The following is a 13,623-nucleotide window of genomic DNA, read 5'->3' as shown; positions in this document are numbered from 1 at the left end:
ATGAGAGTAGATGCAGAAAATAATCAACATTTTATCTAATATGCCTCGTAAATACTTGGTCATATTGGGGATTATCGTACTAGTGGCAGGTGTTGCCACCTATAATACCATTCATGATTATATGCTGAAATCACAAGTGCAAGAGGAAGAGCAAGTAAATCAAGATGAAATCGAGATGCTTGGAGATAAACCAAAGAGATTTGATACAAAAGAAGAAGAATATATTGCAAAAACAAAAACAGTAGAGGATTTACTACGAAAAATTTCTAATAGTAGTTATGATGTTCCATATTTGTTTACAAAGGCTGGATTTGGTATTGAACCAATGAAAATGACAAGTAATGAACGTATGCTTGCTACAGAAGCTGTTCAAAGATATTTCCTAAATGGAGATAAGTTTTACAATGCACGTATTACCAAAATTGACCGCGGGAAAAAAGTAGATACATTTCATATAGAGGTTTTAATACAACAGGTAAACTTCTTGGAACCACGACAATTTAAAATTCAGGTAAATCAATATGCGCAAATTGTAACACCAATTGAACAAATACCGCATGGACAAGAAGAAGTTCCTGTGGATTAACTGAAAGATAAGGGTTGTGAATAAAAATCACAGCCCTTATTAAAAAATATAAAGAGTACCTAAAAATATTTATTGAATATTCTTAATTTTCTGATATAATAAAGTTATGGTTAAATGGAATTTGTATATATTAGTGAAATGATATAGATGTGGAGGTAAAAAGAATGAGATTATTATTTGGAACCGCAGCAAACTATTTTGCAGGATATTCTTCTGGAAGAGGCTCGGGACTTTTAGGGACAATATTTGGGTGGGCTTTATTAGTAGGTAGTGGATACCTGTTGATAACAAATTGGGATAGTATCACAGTTTGGATGCACAGTTTAGATATTGTAACAGGATTAGATGGTTATGAAGACATGAGCAATGGATTTATATTCATATGCTTGCTTGTAAGTGGTTTTATTTTCATGCTATTGTTACCAGTCTTTGCAATTGTATTAATAGTGGGTGTGGTATTCCTGAATATTGTCATTTGTACAATTGTATTATTAGTATCACCAAGTACATATAAAAAAAATAAAGATGTGGAGAGTGAATGGAAATGAGTACAATTCTAGTTTTAGGTGGTTCAAATGGTAGAACATTAGAGAAGTTAGCGAAAAAAAGAGATTGTCAGGTGATTTTTCACGACGGAAAAAATCATGGTGGTGTAAAGAAAACATTTCGTAGTGTTATAAAAAAATGTGATGTTATTGTAGTGCAGAAAGGTGCATGTGGTCATGTGTCTATTGATGTAGCAAAAGAGTACGCAAAGAAGTATGATGTCCCGCTTTTATTTAATCAGGGTTTTGGAGGAACAGGCGCGTTAGAGATTGGGTTAAAGCATTTGCAAGTAGCATAAGTTTAAGTGGTATAGGGATTTATTTAGATTGTATAATCATATAATCCTTATATAAAATTATAAAGTTAATATTGGAGGAATCGAAATGCTATCAATACCAGAACAAAGTGTTAAATGCTTTTTGAATGCTGATTTAAATGGACAATTAGAATTAGATACGAAAGAACCCCAAAGAGGAAATGGTTGCTAAATAATTTAATACAGATAACAAACATTTTTGAATGACTGCTGTAACAGGAGATCTGCTGAATCGAAATTACTGGATAACTAAAGAGTTAGTATCAGAAATAAAAACAGGTGGGAAGAATACCCAATCTACTTTGAAACAAAAAAAGTTAGCAATAGTGAAGGGGATCTTGTTAAGCATAAACCTACACGTATATATAAAATTCTTAAAGAAGAGTAGATAATACTATTTGGATTTGAAATTTAGATAATATATGGATGTAAATGAAAGGTGAATATAATAAAATGAATCATAGTAATATACATAAATCAGGTTATGTTATACTCATATATTTTATAATGACTCAATTTGTTGGGATTATAGGTGTACAATTGCTAGCAAAGACAGGTTGGTATGATATTAAGGGAAATCAACAGCAAGCAATTCAGCAACTACTTGTTCATTGGGAACTAATAGGTTTTTTGCTCATATTGACATTCGTTTTTCTTATATATAAGAAAGAAGCGATGCGCGATTCGAAGTTATCAATTAAATTTTCAAGAGTATCATTCGGTTGGATTTTAGTAGGAATAGTTGCAGTATTCTTGGCACAGACAATTGGTAGTATATTGGATAAAAGTATATTTCACTTAACTACACAATCAGTTAATACATCAAGTAATATTGAATCTGTAGCCATTTCTCCTCTTGCTCTTATATCAATTGTAATTCTTGCTCCGCTAGTTGAGGAGCTTGTATTTCGTTACGCGGCCATAAATATATTAAGCCGTAAATTTAATAAAAGTGGGTGTATATTAGTTAGTTCATTGTTTTTCTCTATTATGCATTTTGATTTTCCTTTTGTATTTGGATATTTTCTAATTGGACTTGTACTTGCGGCAATATATGTACGTACTAATAGGTTAATAGTATCGTTTGTCGTTCATGCTAGTATGAACTTAATTGTTGTTATGTTTCAGATTTCTTGATGAAATAATTCAATTTGCAAAGAACGAAAAAACTTTCCTTTTAATTTTGGATAAAGCACAAAGTATGACTACCACAGTGTAGATAAGACAAATAGCCAGGGCTAATAAGTAAATAAAGCTCAAATGAATAAAATTATTAAGCAAAAGTGGAATATAAAAACAACTTGGAGGAAATACATATGTCAGCATTTTTAAATTTAATTGCTTTAATATCATTAATTACTTCAATCGTATTTTTCGTGAAAGGGTTCAAGAATAAACCGAAATTCAAGAAAGCCACTTTATTCTTTTGTGCAACATGGGCTTTATGGTTCGTATCAGCTATGATTGACCCGGAACCAACAAAGGTAAATGGAAAGCAACAAAATAAACAGGAAGAAGCAGAAGAAAAGAAGAAACAGGAAGAAGCTAAGAAACAACAAGAAGTAGAGGAAAAGAAGAAACAGGAAGAAGCTAAGAAACAACAAGAAGTAGAGGAAAAGAAGAAACAGGAAGAAGCTAAGAAACAACAAGAAGTAGAAGAAAAAGAGAAAGAAGAAGAGACCAAGAAACAGCAAGAAGCAGAACAAGCGAAAGATAGCGGGTTAAATGAAGTGCAAGCACAAGAAAAAGCAGAACAATTGAAGCTGGCGCAAGGTCAGGGGGCGCGTAATAAAGATGTCAAGTTATCACAATTAGGAGTTCAAACAATAAAAGATGGAATCCAATATACGACACCAGTGCAAGATATCCACATTGAAGCGAAAGATAGTTTAACAAGAATTGTTGCCATTATGCCAGCCGGAACAACGAAAGAACAAGCAAAAGAAGTAGGCGATTCATTAGCACGACAAGTAGCAAGTTTTGGAACGATGGGATTATATGTTGATTTACACTCACCTAGCAAAGACTATTTAGGAGAATATTGGGAGAATTTTAGTGGTGATATTGGTATCTTTGACAGTAATGAAAAAAAGTTAGCACGTGGATACATTGATAAATTGAATCCAACTAAAATAAAATGGTAACTTTGACAGAAAATGAGTTATTTTTGAGGATGATTAGTTGCTGTTGTAGTTTGATGGCGATACTCCAAATTACAAATATCTTATGAGTATAAGCGTTTCTATAACTCTACTAGTGTAAGTTTGTACCTAATAATAGAAAAAGCTCTCACAATTGATGTGAGAGCCTTATAACTAAATTATACTATTTCATTCTGGGCTCCCATCACATCGCCATCAACTAAAAAAATGTTTGTTCCCCAAAAAACGAAACTCAGGAAGAAGCAAAAGAAGTTGTAAACGACATTACCTGGAAATCCAAACATACGGAACGATCATTCTTTCCCATGATGTTGGGGTATGGATAACTGGTAGCATTTTCGAGAAGCTAAATGTGTTTATAATAAAACTGATGAATCGGATAATATGTAGTCCATAAAAAATCCTGGCCATTTCCATAGGATGGCTAGGATTTTTTATATACAAAGGAAAAGACACCTTAAGGTGTCTTCCTCTGACTTGAACCACTTTAATTTTAATAACATCATTTTACAATCACAAATATATCTTTAATCTTTCATATAATATTTTATCATTTTTTTCGGTTAATTGCATGAAACTGGTGAAAAATAGGTTATTTTTTGTAAATTCCTTTTCTCCATATCCATTCAATGGGACCATAGCGGAAATATTTACTCCAAATTTTGCTGAATATAATTTGCGCAAAGATAATTAAAATCCCGAAGATACATAGTTGCCAGTAATATACCTGTGAGACATCTTTAAAGTACAACGAAAGAATGACAAGAGTTAGTATACTTTGGCTAATGTAATTCGTTAAAGCATACTTGCCTATGTTCATAAAGGGTTGCAGCCACTCTATATATTTTTTATTCTCACACACTCTAAGTAGGGTACAAATATAGAATATAGCTAGCGTTTTCCCTCCAAATAAAATCCATATTTGTATATCCTTAGAGTAATAGACATCCATTTTTATAAAATAGTAGATAATAGGACAAGAGAGAAGACATGAAATGCATAACGAACTCCACTGTAAAAATTTAATTTTCTTTATTACCCCCGGTATCCTTTTAAAAATATCTTTCTTACCAGCCCATAAGCCGATTAAAAATAAGCCTATATATTCAGGAATTCCTATTAGTAGTTGTTGGGGTTCCTCTATCATCAGAAAAAACAAACGTGCTTTTACTTGATATAAATAATGTGTAAATAGATTTACCGTGTGGTTGGTAGTGTTGCCTGTAAACATATATTGATAGTAAGTTGGCACTTCAAGAATAGAAGAACTTGCTTGTAAAAATACAATAATATGTAATACATAACTAACCGTTAGGAAACTACAACCAGCTATAAAAATAAGCTTAGTAGAGCGCTTATAAAAGAACAATAGAATAACTCCTGCTATAGCATACGCATGTAGAATATCTCCATACCATAGAAAGGTGAAGTGAAGTAAACCGAAGGCTAATAAAATACACAGTCTGCGAATAAACAACTTATACATGGGGTATCCTTTTGCTTCTGTATTTTTCATAAAGATATAAAACCCTACGCCAAATAAGAATGCGAAAATAGTATAGAACTTTGCTTGTATAAACAAATCTACTAAAAAACGAATCGCTTTATCTGTGCCGGAGTAACCTGCCTGATTAAAGGGATCTAGTCCCGTCATAGTAGGTAGATTCGCAAAAAGGATACAAAGTATGGCGATACCTCTTATTATGTCTAAAGATTGAATACGGGCGTTTTGTTGCACATTAATTCTCCTTTCGTACAAAGAAAAACGAGCACTATACTAGCTAGCACTCGAATTACGTCTTGCAAAGAATCCATCATAGGTAGCAGCTGACACAGCTCCTTCTAAACGTTCAACTTCTTCACCTCTGTTATAAGCTACAATAACTGGAGTACCTGGAATGTCGAACTCTTGAAAGGCACTTTGATTTTCTGGGGTAGAGATATCAATACGATAGATAGTTCTATCATGCTTTTTTGACATACGATTGATATCTGGTGCAGCCTTTTTACAATAATGACAGGTTGGTTGATAGTAATACGCAATGAACTCTTTATGGGATTGTATTTTTTGCTTTAATTCTTCTTTTGAAATATCTTTTATATTTTCAGGTGATCCTTTTACATCTGCAGCAGATACAATTGTTTTTTCAGGTGTTACTATTTCTGTTTTGACTGATTCATTTTTAGTTAAAGTAAAGATCGTGATACCAATAACACATAAAGTTGTTATAACTGCTCCGATTTTGTAGATTTTTTTCATAGTAAATTCCTCCTTAAAGTAAAAAAAGGACAAACCTCGCCCGAGTTAACAGGGCGTAAGGTTTGTCCTTCACGCTACGTACAATAGAGTATAAACATTGGAAACAAATTTTCTATCTTTATAATAACATAAGATTCATATAGAATGCTATAAGAATTTCAAAAGAAAAACTAAAGGATAACTTAATTGTAAAATTTCATGTACCAGATTATATATCAAAAACAATAAACACTACAACAAAGGTGGCTCTGTGGTGTATCCAACTGATTGGGACACTATCCTCCTCCAATAAGCATAAAATCATTCAACAAACACATCTCAAAAAGTGTATGTACTTATGCAGTGTGTCTTAAGTATATTTTGATACCTTTTGAAGTAGTTTAAGCTGCAAAGAATATACTATATCTAAAGGTGTACCTTTTGAAGTGTTTTTTTAAGATGTTCATATGTAAAAAGTAAAACTAAGTTTAGGTATTTATATAATTTGTAAAACACGCCGTTGAATATCCAAATAAAAGCGCAGTAATATCATGTATAGGTACCGATATTACTGGGCTTTATGAGTTTAACATTTTGTATGTTTTGTAAAACTCATTTTTTCTTTGTAATCTTTAAATGTGGATGTATTCTTGTAAGTAATTTTAAAATAGTTCTTTTTAAAATATTCTACCTTCTTCAATATTATTGCTAGAGTGCAAATAATTAGGGAAATACCTCTAATGTGTGATATTAGCTATATTTAAGGAACTACACAACTAGATTGAAATAATAAGATTAGAGGATAATCTCAGGTAACTAGTAGTTGCACAGGTTATATATGGTAAAATATATATGACGAATTATAGGAGGGGATTATATGAAAGAGGAGTTAGAAAGGTTTCTAAAGGATCAACAGACTAATTCTGGGGAAAATGAGACAACTAATTCAGGTGATGATACTGAAGAAATATTAGGCGATGAGGAAGTTTTAGTAGATGAAAATAAATCCTTATTGTATAAAAGCAGAATAAGAGAATTAATAAGGGATGTTGCTTTCTCAGATGGATTGGATTTACGAATATCTAAGGAAGGATTTCAAAGATATCATGATTCAGTAAAGTTTCTTTCTGTGATTTTGATGTATGAAATAAATAGTATCTTAAAAGAACAAAAGAAAAAAACTTTGAATGTAGCACACGTAGATGAGGCAATATCAAAAATGCTAGGTAGAGCTGATGCTTTAAATATTTCAATTCAGGAAATTGAAAAAGTGCTAGAAGTGCTTCAGAGTAAAAGTCATACTACGTCTATTACTAGAGCAATGGATTATTTAATTATGGAAAATGAAGGAACAGAATCTGAAGATGAAGGTAGTCTAGAAAAATGAATATAAGAGAACAAAAACTTTTCTTCACTCGAGATGGATTTAGTATTTGGGAGAAAATATGTGAACTATCTACAGAAATCACTTATGAAATTATTAATTGGTGCCTTAGTGAAAGATTAATAACTACATTACCCGCTAGCAAAGATGAATATGACTGGTTTTTATATAAAACATATCTTGACTTAAAAGAAGAGGAAAAAGAACAGGAGCTAGTAGCTAAGATTAGTCAATATTTCGAAATTATTTCTGTTCCCAAAAGTGACTTCAATGGACTACTTTATTATTTTCCAATAAATAAGATTGAAATTAATAATATATACAATTTATTAAAGGATTTAGATTTTGAAGGTATAGATCATGTTAATGTGAACCTATTTTCGCTCCTAACGACAAAAGAAGATATTATTAATATAAGATTGACTACTGATAAAATTACAACTTACATGAATCACAAAATATCACAAAAAACACATACTGAATTAAGAATTTACCCTCAAAGAGATATAATTCTGCAGACAAATTTCTCAGGATATACTCATACTGATGGTGAAAAAAATGAATTTATTGCAGAAATTCACAGAAGAATTGCAGCTAGCCAACAGGGGAGTCCAATTAAACCTTATAATTTTAGTGATCATACTTTAAGGCGATTACTAGTTATTAATAATGAAAGTATGCCTTCACGCTATAGATTTGATAATGGAATAATGAAGTTTAGTGTTGATGTTAAGCACCCAATGAGTTTCTTGGATGCTCTATGTCATGATGATATAAAGTATTTGTATGATAATTATCCCATTTCTGTGGTTAAACTAAATAGGGGTGAAGAGATTAGTTTAATTTTAGATGGATCTGAAGGTAAGATAATGTCTCGATTAAAAAACCTTCAAGTTATAGATATAGATAAATTTATAAGTGAAATCTCTGTATTACTCCGATACGATTATCTAAATCACACTTATGAAGAAGAAATGAAAAATCTTGCTCGAAGACGATTATCAGTTGGAACGATTCCTCAACGGGAAGCTGTAATTGCAACAGCAAAAAAAGAAATCGGAGAAGTGTTTGAAACAGCATTTAAAGATGAAACTCAAGTTATAGTAAAACTGTTACAAAATACTTTTTTTTACTGCTTACTTGAGAAGAAAATTATTCCTTTTGATGAAAATACTTATAAGTTAGATGAAAAAATCTTAGTTTATCTTAGCAAAATAAGTAGTCTTGCAAAGGAAGAAATAACTCAGATTTTAAATTTTCTTATTAAATTAGGTGCTGATAATGGGAATAATATTGAAAGTTTATTGGAAAGATTAGATACAGCAATACCAACAACGCAGGTGATTAATTATGCTAGTGGGCTATGAATACGAAATTCTTTCTCGTATAGCTTCTTCTTATAAGTTACAGAAAAATAGTAATAATATTGTTTTTTCTTTAACAGACTATAAATTGAAATTTCAGCAAGATGACAAAAATATCCAATATTTAGAAAAACTTGAATTACAAGGATTTATAACAATTAGAAATGAAATAGTAATCCTTAATATAACGAAATGGTGTAATTTCTTTGTAGAAATATTAAGTAGAAGGTTAGTGAGTCAAGGGTATAAATATGATATCTTATATGATGAGAAAAAGAACTTAATTATGGTATCTCAAGATGATGAAATAAACACTGAGTTACAGGTTAACTTTGATCCTAATTCTACTTTAGATAATGATGTTCAAACGATTCATTTTTGCTATCTTCCTACTTTAGAGTACTATTTACATTGGTTTATTTTAATTAACGATGATAATGCTTTAAATATTTTTTCATTTGTTATCTCCAATAAATTAAAAAAATTAAATATTGAGCGTCAAATAAGCTTTAACTTTTTTAGCGGTTTAGACCCTGAAGATATTAATCAGATATACTACGTTACCATAAAGGAATATTTTAAAGAGTTAAATCTAGACATACTAGAACATGTTTCAGATACTCAAATTCTTTATGAAACCGTTAAAACAGAAGAATTTGATGTGTATTTTGTAAAAAAAGGGCAATTTAGGATTGCTGTAATAAAGATAGAAAATAAAATAAAGTTTATAACATATGACCAAGAGAATATTTTGGTACATAACACTGATGTTGAGAATATCATCATTACTTTAAAGGAGAAGCTAATAGAAAAGGTTAATGAGTTTAATAATATACGTAATATTAATAAACTAAAGGTTATCGATAATTCTAGAAAAGTGGCACAATTACTTTCAATAATCTTGGTTCCAATCAATGGTTTAATCTTCTTGGCAAATTCTTTGAATATATCTTTCATTAAACAAATTACAGAAAATAAATTAGTTTTTTGGGGATTGGCCTTACTATATATAATCACCTTCATTTTAACTATTACTACTGTTGTAGTGCCTAGCGTAAGGATTAATACATTTAGTTGGAGCTTCTATAAAAAAACATTACTTAAGAAAATGTTTAATATCTAATTGGTATCCCGTAAAACAACACCGAATGCTAAATGTTTATTTTTTGTTTTGTTTTGTTTTGTTAGCTTGATAGCGATATCCCTATAAAAAAGAGTAGATGCTAGATATCTGCTCTTTTTATTCTAAGCACAGGGTTTTACAGAAACTTTTATTGCTACAGTAAAACTAATGATAGAATGTTATTAAAAGATAGAGATATATTGTAAAGTTGCTATTGGGTATTAGAAGTGTTTAAAAGAATTAGTTAGATAGGGTGTGTATTGGTGAGAAAGAGAATAAAAAGAAAAAATTATCAAATGGAAAAAGAAGATACGCAAATACAAAAGGATAGATCATCTTATTTACAAGATACTGCGTGGATTATCACAATTCTTACAGGAGCCATCTACTTTTTCTCTTATTCTTTTCAAAAGGGGATTAGAGATTACTATGGTATAGATGATATTAGTTTAAGTGATCTAGATGTATCTTTAATTGTTAGTTCTGTATATGATGTTTCTTCTTTGATACTCAGGATATGTATTTTATATTTTATTTCAAGAGTATTAATTTGGTGCGCAAGTTTTATAATAAACATACTGGATGCAAGGCAAAGCACTCCTAAAAAAGAAACTTTTATAAGAGTAAAATTAGAAAAATTTTATTCGAAAATAGGTGAGTTTTCAAGTTCAATTATTGAAACAGATTTAAATAAAGTTGGTAGTTTTAAGGAAGTGATAGGAACTATCTATGATAGGAAAGAGTTTGCTCCTATAAATGCAATTACAAATGGAATTTTTCTTATGCTAGTCCTTAGCTATCTACCATTTTTAGTATTAAAGGATTCATATAATTTTAATGTAGCTAATCTATTAAGTACTAGAGTATGGGCACTTTTTATCATTTTACTTGTAATGTTACTATTTTTATTTATTGTACTTTCCCTAAAAAAATTGAAGTCAGGAATAATTAAGAATGGACTTTTAAAGCTATGTTTAAGAGGGATTGTTGCTATTTATAGAAGAAACCCATTAGCTTATATTTGGAAGCAATGTAACTGGGGAATAAAAGGGATTATAATCATTATAATTGGTATAGGTTCATCATGGATTTTCTTTCAATATGGATATACAAAGGCTGAGAAAAAAGAAGATTATACAATTGTACAATATCACGGGAAAGAGTTTGTTATGTTAGATAAAGATAAAAATAGAATGCTCGCATCCCCTCTTACAATAAATAATAATCACTATATGATGTCAAAAAATGAATATCAATTAATTGAATTGAAACAAGGAAAAACAGATACTATTATATTTAAAGGGAAAAGTTTAGTTGGTGGTTTGCAGGTATCTCCTAATGAGAGGAAGGAAAGCTTGAAGGAACTAGATAAAACTATCCAGAGTATCCCTGTTTTAAGAAATTTGTTCCCAATTAATTTGTTAATTGATAAATAGCATGTGTTTAGAAAATCAACTAGTAGGATTAATAGATGTTTTTTCTAGTTAAGGGCCAAATGAGGGGACCTATCTTGGATTTTCATTGATTTGAATTTAAAAATAAAAAAAGGACTTGTAGAAATCACTACAAGTTCTTTTTGCTTTAAAGCGAATACACGGGACACATAAATTATCTCATTATTCATAACGGGGAAACCATATTGATTACAGCTTGATTCCATTATATAACAAATATTAACATCCTGGGTTTTAATGTTTGAAAATTATGTGAATTAATAAGTAAAGGTCCGCCCTTCCTCTAAAAATCTCATTTATTGATTTTATATAAACAGTTTTAAATCAAAGTTGATATTATAATAAATCAACAAAAGTGTATACATATGTAAATAGAGAAGAATGTAGGATTCTTATAGAAAAACATATAATAATATTCAAGAGTAATTAACTATAAGAAAATGAGTTCTATGTTATAACTAACTATAATTCTTGAATAGATGTAAATGTCTTATCTTTTTTCATTTATGCGATAATGAAATTAGGTATAGGGAAATTATACAAACGTTTGTTTTAAATATTTTAGCTTTGAATATGATAGTTACAGTATTCAATTGTGTGCTTAGTTAATTTCTCATTTATTATATAAATTTTATATAGCAAAGAAAGAAAGCATCCTCTATGGATGCTACAGTTTAATTAATCAACTCTAAATCAATACCTTTTTCGAGTAATACGTTTTTGTTTTTTTACTTTTTGTTATTGTGTGAGAAATTATTTTCCTTTTCGTACATTAGTTTAAATATAAATAATTTTTTTGTTACTTTAGTTATTCTCCTTTGGGTTGTCTTCTAGCAATTTTAGTAATTCAATGTTGATTTCGTGGCGTTTTTCCTCATCTTTTATATATGGTAAGAGTTCAAATATACATATGTTTGTCATTTTATCGTTAATGTATTCTGGTTTTTCATGTCCTCTTAAATAGATAAAGACTAACTTTTCGCAATGGTCTTTGTATTTGTTATGTGTGTTTGATGTAAAACATGTCCAATAGGATAATTTTGAATCTATCCATAATTTTTGATTAGGTGATGACTTAAATAAGTTGTGTAAGTTCATGTCCATTTTGGTTATTTTAAAGTCTGGTATAATCCAAACATCATCACTTATATGTGTTCTTTCTTGTGTTATATAGGTAACTGATAAACAATCAAAAACTTTTTCTATAATCTTTTCTAGTATTAGACCTTTGCTTCTTTCAAGTGGGTTGTCCATAATGATTGATGTATAATCTATACCAAATTCATTTAAAGCGTTATAGTATGAACCAAAATAATTCACACAAGATTTATATACTTCACTATGATTGTTAATTAAATACATAGGCGTTAAACTGATTCCTTCATTATGAAGGTCTAATAATTTATTTTTCACTTTTTCTTTAGACCATACTTTTCTTTTTGTAATATTGTAGTAGTCAATTCCAGCCTGTTTAACCGCTTCTTCATAAGAATTAAAATACCATTTACATGCGTGATGTAATTCATTGTATTTTTCGGAAACGTATTTGGAGGTTAAATCTTCACCTTTATCGTTTAGTGATTTAATTTCATTTAAAATTTTTTCTTTTGACCATGTTTTTGTTTTTCTAATATCATCATAGTTTAAATTTATTGATTCGATAGCAATTTTATAAGAACCAAAAACGCGTTGGCAACTTGCATGCAAATTTCTATATTTTTGTTGCATGTTTTGAGATGATATATCTTCACCCTTTTCGTATAGATTTCTTAACTCGTTTTGTATGTCTACGGGAGTGAGTTTTTTAACTTGTGATATATAGTTATAATTAATACCCAAATATTCAATTGTATTTTTATATGAACCGAAAATATTTACACATGCATGATACAAACTACTGTTTTTATTTATTATATTTGTAGAATTTAATTTTTCACCACTATCAATGAATTTTTTCATTTCTGTAATAACTTCTTCTTTAGTCCATTTTCTTTTTGTTCTTTTAATTCCTTCCCTTTTCACTACTGTTTTTATCCCTAATTGTTTTAATGTTTCTGTTAAGCCGTCCATGTTATTTCTAATGTGGCCATATTGTGTTTTGTAATTTTTAATTAGATAACGAGAAGTTATGTTTATTCCTTCTGAGTCTAATTTTTTTAATAGTGTATAAATTTCATTATCATTGTGTAATTTAGTTGATTTTTTCACATATCCAATTTCTTTTTTTACTTTTGTTAAACCTCCCATATATCTTGAAATGTAGTTCAAATAACTATGATATCCATTTTCTTGTAAGTATCTTTGAGTTATTTGTATATCTTTATCCATTAAATCTTTAAGGAATTTAATTGTTTCTTCATGTGTTAATTTTGTTCTAACTTCTGAATTTGTCATTATTTGTGCAGTCCCTTTACGATTTTTTATTGTGAACGTGATTTCGACGCTAATC

Annotated in this window: 12 protein-coding genes and 1 pseudogene; 10 read left to right on the top strand and 3 right to left on the bottom strand. The window is 29.7% G+C overall.

Features of this window, described 5'->3' with window-relative positions; translation table 11 throughout:
• Positions 1 to 10 precede the first annotated feature (10 nt).
• The 6 genes and pseudogenes from ACTFRN_RS22315 to ACTFRN_RS22290 all read left to right on the top strand — a co-directional run bounded on the left by ACTFRN_RS22315 (position 11) and on the right by ACTFRN_RS22290 (position 3,592).
• On the top strand, positions 11 to 586 hold the full coding sequence (locus ACTFRN_RS22315) for a hypothetical protein (RefSeq protein WP_002163382.1): 576 nt from the start codon (positions 11 to 13) through the stop codon (positions 584 to 586).
• 164 nt (positions 587 to 750) lie between these two features.
• A complete protein-coding gene (locus ACTFRN_RS22310) occupies positions 751 to 1,134 on the top strand; it encodes a hypothetical protein (RefSeq protein ID WP_001237722.1) in 384 nt (127 codons plus the stop codon).
• On the top strand, positions 1,125 to 1,430 hold the full coding sequence (locus tag ACTFRN_RS22305; protein WP_000426065.1) for a DUF2325 domain-containing protein: 306 nt from the start codon (positions 1,125 to 1,127) through the stop codon (positions 1,428 to 1,430). Before ACTFRN_RS22310 ends, ACTFRN_RS22305 begins: the two co-directional genes overlap by 10 nt.
• Before the next feature lie 158 nt (positions 1,431 to 1,588).
• Positions 1,589 to 1,836: pseudogene (locus ACTFRN_RS22300) on the top strand (hypothetical protein); the annotation flags it as partial.
• A gap of 44 nt (positions 1,837 to 1,880) precedes the next feature.
• Positions 1,881 to 2,585 (top strand): CPBP family intramembrane glutamic endopeptidase, encoded by a 705-nt coding sequence (locus ACTFRN_RS22295; protein ID WP_002163781.1) that lies wholly within the window; start codon positions 1,881 to 1,883, stop codon positions 2,583 to 2,585.
• A gap of 179 nt (positions 2,586 to 2,764) precedes the next feature.
• Positions 2,765 to 3,592 carry a multimodular transpeptidase-transglycosylase / penicillin-binding protein 1A/1B gene (locus ACTFRN_RS22290; RefSeq protein ID WP_088106201.1) on the top strand — a complete coding sequence of 276 codons (828 nt, stop codon included), beginning with the start codon at positions 2,765 to 2,767 and terminating at the stop codon, positions 3,590 to 3,592.
• Positions 3,593 to 4,202: 610 nt separating this feature from the next.
• Here the strand turns inward: ACTFRN_RS22290 and ACTFRN_RS22285 are convergent.
• Entirely contained in the window at positions 4,203 to 5,348 is a 1,146-nt protein-coding gene (locus ACTFRN_RS22285) for a DUF418 domain-containing protein (RefSeq protein ID WP_001186861.1), read from the bottom strand.
• Between the two features lie 39 nt (positions 5,349 to 5,387).
• Positions 5,388 to 5,870: a thioredoxin family protein gene (locus tag ACTFRN_RS22280; protein ID WP_000725580.1), complete on the bottom strand. Its 483-nt coding sequence runs from the start codon at positions 5,868 to 5,870 to the stop codon at positions 5,388 to 5,390.
• An 856-nt stretch (positions 5,871 to 6,726) separates the two neighbouring features.
• On the opposite strand from ACTFRN_RS22280, the gene ACTFRN_RS22275 reads away from it, so the two are divergent.
• From ACTFRN_RS22275 to ACTFRN_RS22260, 4 genes are all read left to right on the top strand, one after another.
• Positions 6,727 to 7,236 (top strand): hypothetical protein, encoded by a 510-nt coding sequence (locus tag ACTFRN_RS22275; RefSeq protein ID WP_000656864.1) that lies wholly within the window; start codon positions 6,727 to 6,729, stop codon positions 7,234 to 7,236.
• On the top strand, positions 7,233 to 8,600 hold the full coding sequence (locus ACTFRN_RS22270; protein WP_001026031.1) for a hypothetical protein: 1,368 nt from the start codon (positions 7,233 to 7,235) through the stop codon (positions 8,598 to 8,600). The genes ACTFRN_RS22275 and ACTFRN_RS22270 overlap by 4 nt, the downstream gene beginning before the upstream one ends.
• A complete protein-coding gene (locus ACTFRN_RS22265) occupies positions 8,584 to 9,720 on the top strand; it encodes a hypothetical protein (protein WP_000960106.1) in 1,137 nt (378 codons plus the stop codon). Before ACTFRN_RS22270 ends, ACTFRN_RS22265 begins: the two co-directional genes overlap by 17 nt.
• 263 nt (positions 9,721 to 9,983) lie before the next feature.
• Positions 9,984 to 11,156, top strand: coding sequence for a hypothetical protein (locus tag ACTFRN_RS22260; RefSeq protein ID WP_001231516.1), 1,173 nt, complete (start codon positions 9,984 to 9,986; stop codon positions 11,154 to 11,156).
• An 822-nt stretch (positions 11,157 to 11,978) separates the two neighbouring features.
• Here ACTFRN_RS22260 and ACTFRN_RS22255 read toward each other — a convergent pair.
• Positions 11,979 to 13,568, bottom strand: coding sequence for a hypothetical protein (locus ACTFRN_RS22255; protein ID WP_000185060.1), 1,590 nt, complete (start codon positions 13,566 to 13,568; stop codon positions 11,979 to 11,981).
• Between the last annotated feature and the right edge of the window lie 55 nt (positions 13,569 to 13,623).

It is taken from the genome of Bacillus cereus group sp. MYBK245-2 (genome assembly GCF_051916145.1).
GTDB classification, from domain to species: Bacteria; Bacillota; Bacilli; order Bacillales; family Bacillaceae_G; genus Bacillus_A; species Bacillus_A pacificus.
The sequence above is the reverse complement of the archived record's forward strand: the minus strand, read 5'-3'. Positions and strand labels throughout refer to the sequence as shown.